This window comes from Pseudomonas sp. DF11, from assembly GCF_058148565.1.
The window spans coordinates 24,243-41,563 of sequence record NZ_JBYVYN010000007.1 but is presented as its reverse complement, the minus strand read 5'-3'; the positions used below and the strand labels follow the sequence as shown (position 1 = coordinate 41,563).

Annotated in this window: 12 protein-coding genes; 7 read left to right on the top strand and 5 right to left on the bottom strand. The window is 58.1% G+C overall.

The genetic code is table 11. The features are described 5' to 3' along the window. Window positions 1-98 precede the first annotated feature (98 nt). Entirely contained in the window at window positions 99-596 is a 498-nt protein-coding gene (locus AC30D9_RS20240) for a CS1 type fimbrial major subunit (protein ID WP_490144720.1), read from the top strand. 238 nt (window positions 597-834) lie between these two features. Further along, on the top strand, window positions 835-1,326 hold the full coding sequence (locus AC30D9_RS20235) for a CS1 type fimbrial major subunit (RefSeq protein ID WP_490144719.1): 492 nt from the start codon (window positions 835-837) through the stop codon (window positions 1,324-1,326). 36 nt (window positions 1,327-1,362) lie between these two features. Here AC30D9_RS20235 and AC30D9_RS20230 read toward each other — a convergent pair whose 3' ends face one another. Beyond that, a complete protein-coding gene (locus AC30D9_RS20230; protein WP_490144718.1) occupies window positions 1,363-4,470 on the bottom strand; it encodes a transglycosylase domain-containing protein in 3,108 nt (1,035 codons plus the stop codon). 367 nt (window positions 4,471-4,837) lie between these two features. On the opposite strand from AC30D9_RS20230, the gene AC30D9_RS20225 reads away from it, so the two are divergent. From AC30D9_RS20225 to AC30D9_RS20205, 5 genes are all read left to right on the top strand, one after another. Further along, entirely contained in the window at window positions 4,838-5,296 is a 459-nt protein-coding gene (locus tag AC30D9_RS20225; protein ID WP_490144717.1) for an REP-associated tyrosine transposase, read from the top strand. Between the two features lie 617 nt (window positions 5,297-5,913). Further along, window positions 5,914-7,335: an amino acid permease gene (locus AC30D9_RS20220; RefSeq protein WP_307574306.1), complete on the top strand. Its 1,422-nt coding sequence runs from the start codon at window positions 5,914-5,916 to the stop codon at window positions 7,333-7,335. A gap of 269 nt (window positions 7,336-7,604) precedes the next feature. Next, entirely contained in the window at window positions 7,605-9,128 is a 1,524-nt protein-coding gene (locus tag AC30D9_RS20215; protein WP_307574304.1) for a glucosyltransferase domain-containing protein, read from the top strand. A gap of 88 nt (window positions 9,129-9,216) precedes the next feature. After that, complete coding sequence (locus tag AC30D9_RS20210) at window positions 9,217-9,591, top strand: GtrA family protein (RefSeq protein ID WP_307574302.1); 375 nt, start codon at window positions 9,217-9,219, stop codon at window positions 9,589-9,591. Beyond that, the gene (locus AC30D9_RS20205; protein ID WP_490144716.1) at window positions 9,588-11,183 is read left to right on the top strand and encodes a glycosyltransferase family 39 protein; all 1,596 of its coding nucleotides are present in this window, start codon (window positions 9,588-9,590) and stop codon (window positions 11,181-11,183) included. Before AC30D9_RS20210 ends, AC30D9_RS20205 begins: the two co-directional genes overlap by 4 nt. 51 nt (window positions 11,184-11,234) lie before the next feature. Here AC30D9_RS20205 and AC30D9_RS20200 read toward each other — a convergent pair whose 3' ends face one another. The 4 genes from AC30D9_RS20200 to AC30D9_RS20185 form a co-directional block, all read right to left on the bottom strand. Then, window positions 11,235-12,854, bottom strand: a complete 1,620-nt coding sequence (locus tag AC30D9_RS20200; protein WP_490144715.1) for an FMN-binding glutamate synthase family protein — start codon at window positions 12,852-12,854, stop codon at window positions 11,235-11,237. A gap of 302 nt (window positions 12,855-13,156) precedes the next feature. Further along, window positions 13,157-14,563, bottom strand: coding sequence for an ATP-binding protein (locus AC30D9_RS20195; protein ID WP_307574296.1), 1,407 nt, complete (start codon window positions 14,561-14,563; stop codon window positions 13,157-13,159). Then, window positions 14,560-16,362, bottom strand: coding sequence for a DAHL domain-containing protein (locus AC30D9_RS20190; protein ID WP_490144714.1), 1,803 nt, complete (start codon window positions 16,360-16,362; stop codon window positions 14,560-14,562). The genes AC30D9_RS20195 and AC30D9_RS20190 overlap by 4 nt, the downstream gene beginning before the upstream one ends. Beyond that, window positions 16,359-17,318, bottom strand: a complete 960-nt coding sequence (locus tag AC30D9_RS20185; protein WP_307574292.1) for a cytochrome-c peroxidase — start codon at window positions 17,316-17,318, stop codon at window positions 16,359-16,361. The genes AC30D9_RS20190 and AC30D9_RS20185 overlap by 4 nt, the downstream gene beginning before the upstream one ends. Between the last annotated feature and the right edge of the window lie 3 nt (window positions 17,319-17,321).

The following is a 17,321-nucleotide window of genomic DNA, read 5'->3' as shown; positions in this document are numbered from 1 at the left end:
CCTGGTTTTTTTGGGGGGGTGCTGCGGTGCGACGTTTCGCTAAATCCCCTCGCCACGGAATCTGTCTTTCGTTTTATTACAAAAAAGAGGTGTCAAGCATGTTAAAAAAAATGATATCCGCTATGACCTTGGGCGTTGCAGTTCTGAGTCCTTCATGGGCGTTGGCGGCTGATGATGCACTTACAGCCATCCATATCACCGCGAACATTCCGAACAAGCAATTCCATGTGCAGCCACGCAATCCGGATTTCGGCAGGGATGAATACATGTATTACGACCCTGTGAAAAACAGCTTGAGTTTCATACGCCAGACCTTTGATGTGAAGAATACCGACGGCTCGATCCACGCCTACATACAGGAGGGTGGGGCTTATCTGAACAATGGCCGGATTGATATTCCCCTGGGTGTCATCTTTAACGGCGTGTACCTCAATGGCTCGCCTCAAGAAGTCGTGGATGATGCCTCGTCCACGCCAGGCACCCAGGCCGAGATGGTCATCCGTCCCATTGGCATGCCGGTCGAACGCCAACCGGGCTTGTACACCGGCCAATTCACCGTGATTTACGATGCGGTCCCCCGGGCGTCAGCCCTGTAACGCGCATAAGGGCTAAGGCCCCTGTGGCGAGGGAGCTTGCTCCCGCTCGGCTGCGTGGCAGATGCAACGGCGGCATGGCTGAAGTGTGTCTTAGCCCTTTCGAAAAACGTTGGCCTAACTGGCCTCACGTGGCGGGAGCTTGCTCCCGTCGGCCTGCAAGGCAGGCCAAATGCTAAAGATGCAGTCGGCTTAGGCTGGCATGCATTTTTTTCTTGAATGTTATCAACAGGAATTGAACATGCTTAAAAAGTTACTCTGTGCGACAGTGCTGGCTGTCGGCGCCTTGAATACCTCTTTGGTATTCGCTGCCGATAACGCAATGGCACCTATTCATATCACTGCGAATATTCCTAATAAACAGTTTCATGTACAGCCACGCAATCCGGATTTTGGTAAAGATGAGTACATGTATTACAACCCTGTAAGCTACGACTTGAGCACCATACGCCAGACCTTTGATGTGAAGAATACCGATGGTTCGGTTCATGCCTACCTTGAGGGGCGCTCTGTTTTGTCTAATGGTACTGTGCTCATACCTCTGCGTGTGTTGTTCAACGACGTATTGTTGGACGAGGTGCCTAAAGAAGTAGTAGATGACGCCACATCCACGCCAGGGACCCAGGTGGAGATGTTAATCCATGCGAATCATTGGCCCATCCCGCGCGATCCTGGCCTGTACACCGGGAACTTCACTGTCATCTTCGATGCGGTACCCCGTGTAACCCTCTGATCTCGCCCACGATCATGTTCCGCATGTTGCTATAACTCATTGCCGTGCTACCAACGGCTTGCACTGGGTATGACTCCCCGGTTGCAGGTAAGGCGATAGAAACGGCGCCATGCCCTTGAGCACTTGCACCGGCAGGGCCGAGGTGAACTTGAAGTTCTGCGCTGAAGCCCCCGGAACGAAGGCGGTGAGGGTGCCGAAGTGGCTGTCGCCGATGTAGAACACGAAGGTGGCGGTACGGTTGATCGATTTGGAACTGATCACCCGTCCACCGGAACCGACGGCTTCGATACGGTTGTCGCCGGTGCCGGTCTTGCCGCCCATGGCCAGCGGCGTCCCGTCGGCCAGTTTGAAACTGCCGGCAACGCGTTTCGCGGTGCCGGCATCCACCACCTGGGACAGCGCGCCGCGCAGGGCCTGGGCCACTTCCACCGGCATCACACGCTTGCCGTTGTCCGGGTTGTTGACCAACCGCGTTTCGTAGGGCGTATTGACGGCAAAGTCCAGGCTGTCGATGCGCAGCGCCGGCTGCCGGATGCCGTCGTTGAGGATGGTGCCCACCAGTTCCGCGAGGGCAGCGGGGCGGTCGCCGGAGCTGCCGATGGCGGTGGCCAGCGACGGCACCAGATGGTCGAACGGGTAGCCGACTTGTTGCCAGCGCTGGTGGATGTCCAGGAACGCTTCGATCTCCAGCATGGTTCGGATGCGACTGTCCCGGGCGCTCTTGTGCCGGCTCTTGAACAGCCAGCTGTAGACCTCCTGACGCTCGAACTCACTGGCCTTGACGATCTGGCTGAACTTGGCGTCGGGGTTGTTCAGCAGATAGCCCATCAACCAAAGGTCCAGCGGGTGGACCTTGGCGATGAAACCCTGGTCCGGCAGGTCATAGGCGCCGGGACCGTAGCTCTGGTAGAGCCGTTCCAGGCGTTCGTCGGTGAGTTTTTCGGCGCTCTTGGCCGACTTCAAGTGCGCACGCACGAAGCGGTTGAAGCTCTCCTGGCTGTCGTTGGGAAAGAAATAGCGGTGCACGGCGGCCAGGCGGATCGCCGTAGGACGCATGCCGTCGAGGAAGGTTTCCAGGCGTTGGCCGGTGTCCTTTTTCTGATACTTCTTCCAGAACCTGAGCAGGAACGAAGTGCCTTCGCGGTCGGCGAACTGGGCCAGGTATTCCTGGCGGCGCGGGTCCTTGTCATCCTTGAGCAGCTCGGAGCTGTTATTGGGGCCGGCATAGGTGGCGTAGCGCACCAGGTCGCGCATCAGGCGGATGAAGGGCAGGTTGATCGATTCGCGCAGGGCGTCGCGCAGGGTCGGGTTGCGCCCGTTGTCCTCGTTGCGAAAGTTATGGAAGGTGTGCAGCCCGCCGCCAGTGAAGAACGCCTCGCCAGGACTGGCGGAATAGGTGCGATCGAGCGCCGCCTCGAGCATTTTCGGCAGGCTGCGGTCGCTGTTCTGGACCAGGTAGTCGACGGCCCAGCGGGAGAGGCGGTCCTGTTCGGCGATCTCGGTTTTCTTCAACGCCGCCGGGGTCTGCTGGGCATAACGTTCGTGCAGTTCGGCGATGATCTGCAGGTAGGTGGTGAGCACCCGCAACTTGGCGGTGGAACCCAACTCCAGTTTGCTGCCTTCGTTGATGTCGAAAGGCTGGTCGGTGCTGTCGGTCTGCACTCGCACGCGCGAGCCATCGGGGGTCAGTTCCAGCAGGGTGAAGCTGTAGCGCACCTGGGTGGTGCTGGTGGGGGTCAGCAGGCGTTCGCCCATCAGGCCGATCTCGGTCGCGAAGGCCGGGTCGGCCAAGCGCTTGAGGTACTCGGTGGCCTGGGCCTGCAAGTCGCTTTGCAAGGTGCTGGTGGCCGAGAGGTCCAGGCGATCGAGGTCGTACAGCGGGCGATTGAGCAGCGTGGCGAGGCGACTGCGGGCGGCGCTGATGCCCTTGTTGGTTTCGTTGGGCTGGACCGTCGGGTCCTGGACCCAGTCGCGATAACTGACCTTGCTCGCCAGGGCCGCCTCGGATAGCGCCGCATCGATCACGCCGTTCTGCGCCAGCAGCCGGATGTGGCTGTCGGTCAGGCGCGCCAGCTCATCGTGGCCCTTGGACAGGTAATGGGACGGGCGGCGCTGGGCGATCATCAACGACAGCATTTCCCGCAGGGCCAGGCCTTTTTCCGCCAGGCTCTTGGGGTCGTTGGCGGTACTGAACAGGCGTTCATTGGCCCGCTTGAAATCGGCGCCGTACCAGACCCGCAAGCCTTCCGCCATGCCGTGGACTTCACCATGCCCCGGCACGGCGGAGAGCGGCACGCTGTTGAGGTAGTCGCGGATGATCCGTTGACGCGCCTCGAGGGTTTGCGGACCGGCCTGGTAGGCCCGCACGCTGGCGGAAATCATCTGGCGGATTTTCTCCCCGCCCGACACGGTGAGGCCCTCGGGGGAGTGCCGGTATTTTTCCAGTTGCGTCGCCAGTGTGCTGCCGCCGGCGGACTGCCCCGGCAAGCTCAACAGCTTGGCCACTTGCGACCAGGCCGCCATGGCGAAACGCGGCCAGTCCACTGCCGGGTTTGCCAGTGGTTGCTTGGGGTCGAGCAGAAAGCGGTTCTCGATGAACAACAGGCTCTGCACCACCACGGGCGGGATCGCTTCGAAGTTCGCATACAGTTGCTGCGGGTACTTGAACTGATAGACCGGTGCGGCGCGGCAATCGGTGATGGTCAGCCCGGCCTGGATCTTTTCCGCATAGGGAACGAACAGGCCTTTTTCGACGTAGCCCATCAGCGCCGGCGAGAACCGCGCCTGGGCCTGGATCACGTAGTCGCGCTTGAGCAAGCGCGGCAGGAACTCACCCAGCGCGCTGTAGCCCAGGCGCCGGTCGAATGGGCCGGCACCCGGGTAGACGATGGCATCGCTGGGCCCTGGCTGTACCGAATAGCTCAGGGATGCGGCGTATTTGCTGATCTCCCGGGCCTGGAATCGCGACGTGCGCATCTCCTTGGCCACAGCCAGGCCGACCACCACCACGATAATCAGCAGCAACAACCAGAATGCCCGCCAGCCATGCCGCGCGCGGCGTTTTTTTTGAGGTAAAGGCGCTTCTTCCATACGTTCAGTCGGGACCACAGGTTTATTCGAATCGGTTTGCCACAAAGCGCCCATAGTCGACTGATCCATTCACGCAGATTGATCGGACTTGCTTGAAGCTTAGACGGTGGTTGGCGTGGGGGGAGGGGAAATTATGGACACCGCTCTGTCATGACCAGCGGCATTCCTTTGTGGCGGGGGGATTTATCCCCGCTGAGCTGCGAAGCAGCCCCAATGCGGACAATTCAATTTGTTCAGACATACCGGATTTCATCTGGGGGGACTGCTTCGCAGTCCAGCGGGGATAAATCCCCTCGCCACAGATAAATCCCTCTCATCATGGGGATTACACAAGTTTCGGAAATTTCGCTCGACCTTTGCAGCATCGACAAAACAGCTGCATGGCTAGGCTGTATTCAAACCCTTTCACAGGAAGCAAGGAATGCATCCACGTCCCAACTCCCACCGCTTGCGTCGGGGTCGCTATTCAGAGTCAGGAAGAGCTTATCTGGTGACTGCTGTTGTTCATCATAGGCGACCGGTTTTTTCCGACTGGAGGATCGGACGGCTATTGGTCGCTGAATTCAAACGTGCTCATGATTCCGATCAGGTCAACTCTTTAGCCTGGGTGGTGATGCCGGATCACTTCCACTGGTTGCTGCAAATCCTCGATGGCCATTTGAGTCGTGTCATCGGCGCTACCAAAGCTCGCTGTACCCATAGCGTCAATCGCATGATCGGAGCCACTGGTCCGCTTTGGCAAAGTGGCTTTCATGACCGCGCGATTCGCGACGATGAAGAGCTGCGCCCCAGCGCCGACTACATCATTGCCAATCCGATTCGGGCTGGGCTGGTGGAAAGTATCGGGGATTACCCGCTCTGGGATGCCGCATGGCTTTGAAGCGCTAAGGCTCCCTGTTTGGATAGGAAAATATGGTTTTCCTGTGGAGAGAGAATTGATCTGTTGTGGTGGGATTTACCAGTTGTGATGGAACTCATCTGTGGCGAGGGGATTTATCCCCGCTGGGCTGCGCAGCAGCCCCTGAACCAGGCCCCTCGGTGTGTCAGGCAGACTGAGTTGCCTGTATTGGGGCCGCTTCGCAGCCCAGCGGGGATAAATCCCCTCGCCACAGATTAATCTCCTCACCACAGATTATTCTCCGCATCACAAGGAGAACTGTCTGAAAACCTTGCACCAGAGCCATCTGCCCGTACCCAGGCAAGACGCTGCACCATCGTTGTGCAATACTCGGCGCCGTTTTCTGAATGACCTCTATCCCAGACAAGTCCTCTCCAAAACCAGACTCCGGCTGAGGCTTATCCCTGGATTTACCAGGTTTTACAGTGAAACTCTCTATCCCTGGCTTTTTATACTGCATGGCCCGCTGATCCTGAGGGTGTTGTTCCACAGGACGGTCTGCCCACAAGACAGACCCGGTTTCGGCAAGGCAGCAGGCTTATCGGCCTGTGGCCTTGGATACTCGGTGGCTAATCCAATAACAAGACGAGGTTATCCCTATGCCTGTCGGCAATCATCTGCCCCATGGCGAGACCGCCCAGGGTGGTCCGCTCAAACGTGAACTCGGTGAGCGGCATATCCGCCTGATGGCGCTCGGCGCCTGCATCGGTGTCGGGCTGTTCCTCGGCTCGGCCAAGGCCATCGAAATGGCCGGTCCGGCGATCATGCTGTCCTACATCATTGGTGGCCTGGCGATCCTGGTGATCATGCGCGCCCTCGGTGAGATGGCCGTGCATAACCCGGTGGCCGGATCGTTCAGCCGCTATGCCCAAGACTACCTTGGCCCGTTGGCGGGCTTTCTCACCGGTTGGAACTACTGGTTCCTCTGGCTGGTGACCTGCGTGGCGGAGATCACCGCCGTGGCGGTGTACATGGGCATCTGGTTCCCCGACGTGCCCCGCTGGATCTGGGCCCTGGCCGCACTGGTCAGCATGGGCTCGATCAACCTGATCGCGGTCAAGGCCTTCGGTGAATTCGAATTCTGGTTCGCCCTGATCAAGATCGTCACCATCATCGCCATGGTCATCGGCGGCGTCGGCATCATCGCCTTTGGCTTCGGCAACGACGGCGTGGCCCTGGGCATTTCCAACCTCTGGACCCACGGCGGCTTCATGCCCAACGGCGTGCAGGGCGTGTTGATGTCCCTGCAAATGGTGATGTTCGCCTACCTGGGCGTGGAGATGATCGGCCTGACCGCCGGTGAGGCGAAGAACCCGCAGAAAACCATCCCCAACGCCATCGGCTCGGTGTTCTGGCGGATCCTGCTGTTCTACGTCGGTGCGTTGTTCGTGATCCTGTCGATCTACCCATGGAACGAGATCGGCACCCAGGGCAGCCCGTTCGTGATGACCTTCGAGCGCCTGGGCATCAAGACCGCCGCCGGGATCATCAACTTCGTGGTGATCACCGCCGCGCTGTCTTCCTGCAACGGCGGCATATTCAGCACCGGGCGGATGCTCTACAGCCTGGCGCAGAACGGCCAGGCCCCGGTCGGTTTCGCCAAGACGTCCAACAACGGCGTACCGCGCCGCGCGCTACTGCTGTCCATCGCCGCGTTGCTGCTGGGTGTGCTGCTCAACTACCTGGTGCCGGAAAAAGTCTTCGTCTGGGTCACCTCCATTGCCACCTTCGGCGCGATCTGGACCTGGGTGATGATCCTGCTGGCCCAGCTCAAATTCCGCAAAAGCCTCAGCGCTTCGGAACGTGCGGCCCTGAAATACCGCATGTGGCTGTACCCGGTCAGCTCGTACCTGGCGTTAGCCTTCCTGGTGTTGGTGGTGGGGTTGATGGCGTACTTCCCGGATACGCGCGTGGCGTTGTATGTCGGCCCGGCGTTCCTGGTGTTGCTGACGGTGTTGTTCTATACCTTCAAGTTGCAACCGACGGGTGATGTGCAGGGTTCGGTGCGTTCAGCTTCGTAAGTGGATGGCGATGTATAGGAAAGCCCCGGTCTGATGATCGGGGCTTTCCTATAGGAGTCGAGGACCTGTTAGTTCTTACAGTAGACCCTTGTATTGTGCGGAACATAATTGAGTGGTGTCAGCCAAATGCCGGCTGGATCGGCTGCGCGCCTGAAACGAGATGGGACGGTTTTCTCAGCTAATTAAGGATTGAGCTGGTCAATAGAATATTCATTGGCAGATATCCAGTTTTCTGTAGCCCGGTGGGTAGCGTTTCGAGGACGTGGCGCATGAACGTTCCGCTGATTTTTTATCGCGAGTTTGAGCGTCGCCATGTAGTGGCATTTTTTCTGATGGCGACCCTGCTGTATGTGCTGCCATTGATCCTCGCGGACTTACGTTATATCGACGATAGCTGGCGAACACTGGAAGCTGGCAATGCCTGGGCCAGCCAGGGACGTTGGTTCGCTGATCTGTTCTACCAGGCGTTATCCTTCACTGGCGCCGCGCCGGACATTTTTCCGTTGCCTTTGTTACTTTCTGCGTCGGCTATGTCCCTGGCCCTGACTCGCCTGACCTATCACTATTTTCCCGAACCGACTCTGGCCTGCTGCCTCGTGTCGTTGCCCCTCTGGTACAACCCTTTCCTGTTGCAGAATCTGTCGTATCAATATGACGGACCGAGTATGGCGCTGAGTCTGGTGGCGGTTATTTACGCAACGACTTTGCGCAGCACATCGCCAATGCGCCAGTGGTGGGTACCGGTGGCATTGCTGGTGATGGCTTTCGGGCTCTATCAGATCAGTTTCAATGTGTGTCTGGGGTTGTTTTGCCTGGACCTGTTTGGGGCCGCATGCAGACAGCTGCCATGGCGACAGTGGTGGGCAATGCTGGGTAGCAGGCTGGCCCAGATTGGCTTGGCTATTTTGATTTACTTCGTCATGACCCTCTCGTCCATAGGGACGGAACGGACCGCATTGCTGAACTGGAAAGCTGATCCACTCGGACAGATTGGCTTCAATATCGAGATAGTCCTGGAGAAAATTACGCTGTTGTTCCACGGTGGGTACGCCTGGATTTTCGCCGTGCTGGCGTTGTGTTCGTTGCTCGGTGCCTTACGTTTGGGACGGCTAATATTCAATCGTGAGGAGCCGCGGTGGAAAACAGTCGTCTTGAGTTTTTCCTGCTTACTGACACTTTGCCTGTTGGTTTTATTGGTACCTGGCATCACCCTGCTTTTTCGTGATTTCAATGAAGGCGCCCGCACCCTGATGGGGTTCGGGGTGCTGTTGATACTGTTGTTTTATCTGGCTTACCTGGCCCTTGCTCCGATTCACCGTCGACTACCGCTGCTGCTGGTCATTCCGCTTCTGGCAACGCTCTCGTTGTCCTTCGCTTACGGCCGGGTCCTGACCTTGGAAAAAACCTTCGCCAATGGTGCGCTCTACAGTTTGAGTTATGACATTACTTCGCGCCGAGAGCTGTACGAAGCCAAGCGGATCTATATGTCGCGTACTTATTCCTCCCACTGGCTGGCCAGTGCTTGCGGTTCGTTCGAACAGCTGCCGATTCTGCATTATCTGCTTAACATCGACTACTTCATCCTCCCGGAAAGCCCGCTCTTCATGGGCATTACTAACGTGGTGATCGAACGCGAGCGGCGCAACGCGACACGTGTTGGTTACCAAGGCTATACCCCCCTTGTGGACAACCAGTATTACCGGATTTATCTGCTCGGCGATTATGGCTTCATTGTCATGAAGGAGCCGTCTCGGTTTAGACCGTCGCGCTGCAATGAGCACCGTTTGGAATGAAGTACCTGTTAGTTCTTACAGTAGACCGCGTATAGATGGGCCCCTAGATTAGGTATCGCCTGGAGCACCGACCCGGTAGGGAATAGGTATGAACGCGATATGGAAAGGTTTTTTTACCTACGCACTCATTGGCGTGGCGAATACGCTGATCCATTGGCAGATCTTTTTCGTCCTGCGCGTGGGCGCCGGACTCGATCAGTCGACGAGTAATTTCGTTGCGTTTTGCGTGGCTGCCTCATTTTCTTTTTATGTCAATGCGCTCTATACCTTCGAGGCCAAACGCTCGGTGCCGCGCTATGTCCTTTTTCTCAGCATGATGGGCGTGCTCAGTTTTATCGTGGGTTACCTGGGGGATCGCTGGCAACTCCACGGCCTCCTGACCGTCGCGATCTTTTCGTTGATGAGTTTGGTGATTGGTTTTCTGTTTTCACGGTTTGTGATATTTCGCGGGCGCCGTGCATGAAGGCTTTGCGCGTTGAGTTACTCAAACCTCCTGGCTGGTTTGTTGACTGCTCCGCTTTGGTAGCCGTGACTGCCTTTGCGCTGGCCATACGCTTTCATGGAATCACAGTGCCCGCAATTTGGCTTGACGAGGCCTTCAGCATTTTGCTCGCAAGGTACGAGCCTTGGGATATTTGGTCCGTTACGGCACGCGATGTTCATCCACCTCTTTATTATCTTGTGTTGCATTACTGGATAATTATGTTCGGCGATGGTGTCTTGGCCGTAAGGTCGCTTAGTGCGATAGCTGACGTCGGCACAGTCTTGCTGAGCCTAAGATTGATGAGTTTGGTTGCCTCGCGAAGAGCAATCTGGATCGCTGCACTCTTATTGACGCTGCTCCCTATTTCTGTTCGTTATAGCCAGGAAGTGCGTATGTACTCGTTACTGGGGTTTTGGTTGATGGGCGCAACCGTAGCCTTGGTGTACTGGATCCAGGAGCGAGAGAAAGTTCGATTTCCGGTAATTTATGTATTACTGATGACTGCGGCTTTCTATACTCATTATTTGGCAGCGCTGTGTGTGCTTGTTCATTGGTTCTATTGGTGGTGGGGGCGTTCTGGCGTCTCTCAGACCGTCCTGCCGGTGCGGGCCTGGCTTTTGGTCAACGTTGCAATCGTCATATTGTTCGTACCTTGGTTCCCTAATTTTATTGAGCATTGGACAGTTAAGCCAGGATGGATCCCACCTGTCACGGGGCAGGCCGTGTTGAGTCTCGTTTGGCAGTTAATTACCATGAATGCCTGGGGGGCACAGTCAATATTTTTTCGCATGGTTCCCTTAGGAATAGTTATTGCGTGCGGGCTGGGAGTGATTTGGAAAGATAGCAACCAGCATCGTTGCAGTAGCTTATTGGTCGGTTATTTTTTTATCCCTGCTATCGTTCTTGGTCTGATTTCACTGACAATTCCGTTGTTTGTTCCTCGCTATCTGGTATTCGCAGCAGTTGGACTTCCTTTAGTTTTAGCTGTTGCCTTGGATAAATGGGTCCGACATCCCGGTGTTCTGGCCTTGGCTGTAGTGGCGATAGTGGCAATTGAAATGCAGGGGGTACAGTCGGTATATCGACAAACGGATGACTTGAATGGAACTGATTTACGCCGGGATTTTAGGCTCGACGTGCTGGCACGAGAGCTAGCGCGGTTGGTGCGGCCAGATGACGAAATCGTATTTGAGTCGTTATTTTGGTATCTGCCATTCGATTATTACAATCAGACAGCGATACAGCCGAGACTTCAAGTACGTTCGCCGCTTGATACTTTTCTGGCAGTTGCTGATCGCGGTGGGTATGCGGTGATTCCCGAAAATCTGAAGTGGATCTACTTTGACGATCCAGAGATTCTGAAATGTCCTGCACACAGGATTTGGTGGGTAACGGTTAAGTCTTCGTCGAACGCCAAGGGTTTATCCGCAGAAGATTGGGAGCAAACATTCACTTTTGTTAAGGGAGAAATGGCCGTTTCTCTGTTTACTCTAAGAGTAAACGCCGCACCGGCTCATACCTGTCCGCCCGTGAAATCTCAATCGAACAACCCCTGCGCAATCTGTGGCTAGGAGCAAGCTTCCACGCCACAAAAGCTAGTGCGTGCTGGCGAGTACCAACGGTTACGCAGCCACCACCTCCAGCGGCTCAAAACTGTCCGCCCGCGCCATCTGCCACATCCGCGAATAGAACTGGCCGTTGACCTCACCCGTCAGCAATTCCCCTGGCTTCAAAAACACATGCAACTCAGAGAACAACTTCACCTCGGTGGCCGACATACGCCGCACCAGATGCTTGGGCTGCAATTGCGCTGGGTGTTCAAGGCCAGCGGCGGCGAGCATTTCGGCCAGGGCCTTGAGGGTGTTGCGGTGGAAGTTGTAGACCCGCTGGGCCTTGTCCGGGACGACCAGGGCGCGCTGGCGCAGGGTGTCCTGGGTGGCGACGCCGGTGGGGCATTTGTTGGTGTGGCAGCTTTGGGACTGGATGCAGCCGATGGCGAACATGAAGCCGCGCGCGGCGTTGGCCCAGTCGGCGCCGATGGCCAGGACGCTGGCGATGTCGAAGGCGCTGACGATCTTGCCGCTGGCGCCGAGCTTGATCTTGTCCCGCAGGTTCAGGCCCACCAGGGTGTTGTGTACGAACAGCAGGCCTTCGCGCAGTGGCACGCCGATGTGGTCGGTGAACTCCACCGGTGCGGCGCCCGTGCCGCCTTCCTTGCCGTCCACCACGATGAAGTCGGGCAGGATCCCGGTTTCCAGCATGGCCTTGGCGATGCCCATGAACTCCCAGGGATGGCCCAGGCAGAACTTGAAGCCCACCGGTTTGCCGCCGGACAGCTCACGCAGTTGCTGGACGAACTGCATCAGTTCGATCGGCGTGGAAAACGCGCTGTGGCGAGACGGTGAAACACAATCCTCACCCATGAGGATGCCACGGGTCTCGGCGATTTCCCGGGTGACTTTGTGCTTGGGCAGAATCCCGCCATGGCCGGGTTTGGCGCCCTGGCTCATCTTGATTTCAATCATTCGCACCTGCGGGTTCTGCGCCTGGGCGGCGAAGCGCTCCGGGTCGAAGCGCCCGTCGCTGGTGCGGCAGCCGAAGTAGCCACTGCCCAGTTCCCAGGTCAGGTCGCCGCCGTGTTCGCGGTGGTAGGGGCTGATACTGCCTTCACCGGTGTCGTGGGCGAAGTTGCCTAGCTTGGCGCCTTGGTTCAGCGCCCGGATCGCGTTGGCGCTCAGGGAGCCGAAGCTCATGGCCGAGATGTTGAACACCGACGCCGAGTACGGCTGGGTGCACTGCGGGCCGCCGACTGTCACGCGAAAACCGCTGGGGTCGCTCAACGGGGCCGGGCGCATGGAATGGCCGATGAATTCGAAGCCGGTCTGGTAGACGTCGATCAAGGTGCCGAATGGTTTGTCGGCGCTTTCGTTCTTGGCCCGGGAATACACCAGCGAACGCTGGGCCCGGGAGAAGGGCAGGGCGTCGCTGTCGGATTCGAGCAGGTATTGGCGGATCTCCGGGCGGATGCCTTCCACCAGGTAACGGATATTGCCCAGGATCGGATAGTTGCGCCGCACGGCGTGACGGCTTTGCAACAGGTCGAATAACCCCAGCAGGCTCAACAGCCCGGTCACCAGCGTGATCGGCCAGAGCCAGTCGTGTTGCAGGAACGGCAGGCTGGCGAAGGTGAAGATGACACAGCCAGCAAAGAAGGCGTAACGACTCAGCAGAGACAGGCTCATACGGTTTCCTTGGGGGGAGCGATGGACGAGGCGGCGTAGGCATTCTGCGCTGACAGCGAAACGGCGGGCAACAGCAACCTGTGGCGAGGAGACTGACTGTGGCGAGGATTTATCTGTGGCGAGGGGATTTATCTGTGGCGAGGGGATTTATCCCCGTTGGGCTGCGCAGCAGCCCCCCAAAAGGCAATCCCCAACCTACCTGACCCACCGGGTTGTCGGCATTTGGGGCCGCTGCGCAACCCAGCGGGGATAAATCCCCTCGCCACAAAAGCTACCTCGCTACAGTTATGCGGTGTGGTGGCTCAACTCGCCTGCTTCATCTGCCGCACCGGCAATTCCACGCGAAAGGTGGTGCCGACGCCGACTTCGCTGCGTACCGTGATCTCGCCATGGTGTTTTTTCACGATGCCGTAGGACAACGACAACCCCAGCCCCGTGCCCTGGCCGATGGGCTTGGTGGTGAAGAACGGGTCGAAGATTTTTTGCAGGGTTTCCGGCGGGATGCCCGAGCCATTGTCGGCCACCTCGATCCACACGGTGTCACCTTCCACGCCGTTGCGCAGGGTGATGGTGCCACGCTCGGGGCCGATGGCCTGGGCGGCGTTGACGATCAGGTTCATGATTACCTGGTTGATCTGCGAGGGCAGGCATTCCACTTCCGGCAGCGGCGTGTACTCCTTGACCACGTCGGCCTTGTACTTGATTTCATTGGCGACGATGTTCAACGTCGAATCCATGCCCTGCTGCAAATTGGCCATCTGCCATTCCTGGCTGGAATCGACGCGGGAGAAGTCTTTCAAGTCCTTGACGATCTGCCCGACGCGGCCGATGCCATCCTTGGATTCCTTGATCAGCAAGGGGATGTCCTCGACGAGAAAATCCAGTTCCACTTGTTCGCGCAGCTTGCGCAAGTGCACCACCAGTTCCGGCGAGGCGATGGCCCCCTCGGCGCTGCCGTAGGCGCTGAGCATTTCCTGGAGTTTGCCGAAATAGCCGTCCAAGGCCCCCAGGTTGGAAGAAATGAAGCCGATCGGGTTGTTGATTTCGTGGGCCACCCCGGCCGCCAACTGGCCCAGCGAGGCAAGTTTTTCCGACTGCACCAGCTGGCTTTCCAGCATCTTGCGTTCGTCGATTTCCATTTGCAGCAGCTCGCTGGCCTGTTTGAACGCCAGGGTCCGTTGTTCCACCAGGTCTTCGAGCTTGTTCATTTTCAATTGCGCGCGCGAGGTCATTTCCCATTTGGTGGTCAGGGTATTGGCCATCTGCTGGACTTCGATGTTGTCGAAGGGTTTTTTCAGGATCAGCAAGCGGTCGTGGCCGTTGAGACGGTCGAGCAGTTCATCCCAGGAATAATCCGAATACGCTGTGCAGACCACCACCTGCAATTGCGGGTCGCGCTTCCAGAGTTCTTCGATGGTCTTGGCGCCATCCCAGCCTTCGGGCATGCGCATGTCGACAAACGCCAGGGCATAGGGGCGCTCTTTCGCTGCCGCCTCCAGCAGTTTGCTCAGGCCTTCCTGGCCACCGTAGGCCGAGTCGAGTTCGAACACGGTGGTGGCAGGTTTTGGCGCGTCGCCGAACAGCGCGCTTTCCATGTCCAGCAAGTCGGCGTTGCTGTCATCCTCCGGGGTGAGGATCTTGCGGAAATCTTCATGAATGGCGGGCGTATCGTCGATCAGCAGGATGCGGCGGTTACTCATGCTATTCATGGCTCACCTTCTGCGAGTTTCAGGGGCACCTGTAGTTGGAACGTTGCCCCCTTTCCAGGCCCCTCACTGTGGGCGGTGAGGTGGCCGTTCATTTCAATGGCCGCCAGTGCGCAGCTGTGCAGGCCAAAACCGTGGCCTTCCTTACGCGTGGTAAAACCGTGGGCGAAGATGCGCGTCATGTTTTCCTCCGGGATACCTTCGCCTTCGTCCTTGACGCTGATTTGCAAGGTGTCGCCATCAATGACAGCGGCCTTCAGGGTCATGTTCCGCGCATGATTGGAAACCCCAGCCATGGCGTATTTGGCATTGCTGATCAGGTTGATCAGGATCAACAGCAAGCGGTGCTTGTCGCCCATGATCCGCGGCACCTCGCCGTATTCCTTGATCACCGTAACATGGTGGCGGGTCAGGGCGCCCGAGTTCATGCGCAAGGCATCTTCGAGCAGTTCACTGACTACCAGGGGTTCCAGCAGGCTGTTGGCCCCGGCATAGGACTGCTGGGTGGCGACGATGTCCTTGATGTGGTCCACGCTCTTGCTCAATTGGGCCAGTTCGTCGGTCAGGCCCTGCTGCTCAACGGCAATGGCCTCGACCAGTTGGTTGAGGTAGCCGGGCAGCAACTTGCCTTTTTCGTCCTGGGTGAGGAAGTGCCCCAGGTCATCGGCGTGTTCGTTGATCAGTTGCATCGCCTTGCCCAGCCCCAAGGCCTTGCTGCTGCGCAGTTTGCGGCTGACCAGGTCGGCGGAGATGTTCACGCTGTTGAGGACGTTGCCGACGTTGTGCAGCACGTTGGTGGCGATTTCCGCCATGCCGGCCTGGCGGGCGGTGTCCATCAATTCGCTCTGGGTGTCCTTGAGCTGGCGGGTCCGTTCCTCGACCCGTTGTTCCAGCTCGTCGTTGGCGGTTTGCAGGGCATTGTTGACCCTTTTGATCTCGGCGAAGCTGCGCACCAGCCGGATCGCCAGCCAGATCAGTATCAACACCAGGAGCGTGGCGAACACCAGCAGGTAAACGTGGTTACGCTCGTACTTGGCCGCGGCTTTGCCCTGATCTTTCTCCAGCAGGTCGGTGATGGTGTCCAGGCGACGGGCCAGGGGGATCGCTTCGATGCCCTGCAACAGCTCATTGACCCGTGGTTGTTCGCGCAGGATCAGCGCGATGTGCCTGCTCAGGATGTCGACGGGGCCTTGCAGCCCCTGCGGCATGCGTTCCTTGTTGACGTCCAGCCTGTTCAGGCCCAGCAGCACTTCGGCAGCCACCTCAGGGGTGCTGAGCTGGGCGAATTCCATGCTGCTGAGCAACAGGTCGTAGGTGTCGATGGCGACGCTTTGCAGTTGCAGCCGCTCGGTGTCGTTCAGCCGGGCGAATTGCGCCTGGATGTCGTCCTCTGCCGTGGGCAGGAACGCCATGGAGTTGCGCAGCACCGCGTTGTGGGATTTGAACTGCTCCACCAGCCGGGTCTTTTCCTTGACCGCCTTGAGGTACTCGTCGCGCTGGGCTTCCCAGAGTGACGGTTTGTGGCGCCCGGGCTCCGATTCGATGGCGTCGAGACGATGCCATAGGCGTGTCATTTCATGCAGGGGCGAAACCAGGGGGTCGTAGTTGTGGGTCAGGGCGATCCGCGACTTGAGCACCTCGTTGTCCCAGATCGCGTCTTGTTGTTTGAGTTGGCGGATCAAGTCCCGTGACTCAATGTACGAGGCGGCCTGCTGGGCCCCCGAATTGATGTACATGAACAGCAGGACTGAAGCCAGCAACAGGCCGATGAGCGCAAGACCGAGGCGACGGAGAGTTGTCATAGAGGCTTGCCCCCCGATTCACCAGTCAGCGTCTTGAGAAACTCGACGATCAGGGTCGTATCGTTCTTGAGCGGCTCACGACCGAGTTGGTACTTGAACATGACCTCTACCGCGTGTTCCAGGGTCGGCGCCGACGCATCGTGGAAATACGGCGCGGTGACGGCCACGTTGCGCAGGCTGGGCACCTTGAAAACCTGGCGGTCGGCTTCATCACCAGTGATGTTGAAGCGTCCTTCGTCGGCTCGGGTGGGGTTGCCCCGGTCCTTGATGTAGTCGCCCATGACCCCGAACTTCTGGAACATGTTGCCACCGATGTTCACGCCTTGATGGCAAGCGATGCAGCCGTACTCCTTGAAGCGCTGGTAACCGAACTTCTCCCGGGGCGTGAGGATGTCGGTATTGCCCAGCAGGTATTGGTCGAAGCGCGAATTGGGCGTTTGCAAGGTGCGCTCGTAATCCGCCAGCGCGCCCTGGATATTGGGCTTGGTCACGCCGTCGGGGTAAGCGTCCTTGAAGTCCTTGGCATAGCCTGGGTCATCGGCAATGCGCTTGACGACGGATTCCCAGGTGCTGCCCATTTCCACCGGGCTGGTCACGACCACATGGACTTGTTCTTCCAAGGTGTCGACGCGGCCATCCCAGAACTGGTGGAAGTTCAGGCCGGCATTGAACACGGTGGGCGTATTGACCTCCACCGGCTTGCCGTCGAACCCTAAGGAAAACGGCTTGTCGTCTGCGCCGCCCTTGTCCAGGCGATGGCAACTGGCGCAGGACAGGGTGTTGTTCACCGACAGCCGTGGGTCGTTGAACAGCCGCAGCCCCAACTGGACGCGCTTGGGGTCCAGGGTCGGAATCGGGGGCAGGGGCTTGAGGGGTTCGTCCAGTGGTTCGGCGTGAGCGGTCACGCTTGATCCCACGAGCAGGCCGAGAGCCAGAATCAGTCCATGTGACGCCATGGG

Excerpts from the sequence above, each read along its gene's own strand:
- AC30D9_RS20240 (WP_490144720.1), top strand. The coding sequence starts at position 99 with ATGTTAAAAAAAATGATATCCGCTATGACCTTGGGCGTTGCAGTTCTG.
- AC30D9_RS20235 (WP_490144719.1), top strand. The coding sequence starts at position 835 with ATGCTTAAAAAGTTACTCTGTGCGACAGTGCTGGCTGTCGGCGCCTTG.
- AC30D9_RS20230 (WP_490144718.1), bottom strand. The coding sequence starts at position 4,470 with ATGGGCGCTTTGTGGCAAACCGATTCGAATAAACCTGTGGTCCCGACT.
- AC30D9_RS20225 (WP_490144717.1), top strand. The coding sequence starts at position 4,838 with ATGCATCCACGTCCCAACTCCCACCGCTTGCGTCGGGGTCGCTATTCA.
- AC30D9_RS20220 (WP_307574306.1), top strand. The coding sequence starts at position 5,914 with ATGCCTGTCGGCAATCATCTGCCCCATGGCGAGACCGCCCAGGGTGGT.
- AC30D9_RS20215 (WP_307574304.1), top strand. The coding sequence starts at position 7,605 with ATGAACGTTCCGCTGATTTTTTATCGCGAGTTTGAGCGTCGCCATGTA.
- AC30D9_RS20210 (WP_307574302.1), top strand. The coding sequence starts at position 9,217 with ATGAACGCGATATGGAAAGGTTTTTTTACCTACGCACTCATTGGCGTG.
- AC30D9_RS20205 (WP_490144716.1), top strand. The coding sequence starts at position 9,588 with ATGAAGGCTTTGCGCGTTGAGTTACTCAAACCTCCTGGCTGGTTTGTT.
- AC30D9_RS20200 (WP_490144715.1), bottom strand. The coding sequence starts at position 12,854 with ATGAGCCTGTCTCTGCTGAGTCGTTACGCCTTCTTTGCTGGCTGTGTC.
- AC30D9_RS20195 (WP_307574296.1), bottom strand. The coding sequence starts at position 14,563 with ATGAATAGCATGAGTAACCGCCGCATCCTGCTGATCGACGATACGCCC.
- AC30D9_RS20190 (WP_490144714.1), bottom strand. The coding sequence starts at position 16,362 with ATGACAACTCTCCGTCGCCTCGGTCTTGCGCTCATCGGCCTGTTGCTG.
- AC30D9_RS20185 (WP_307574292.1), bottom strand. The coding sequence starts at position 17,318 with ATGGCGTCACATGGACTGATTCTGGCTCTCGGCCTGCTCGTGGGATCA.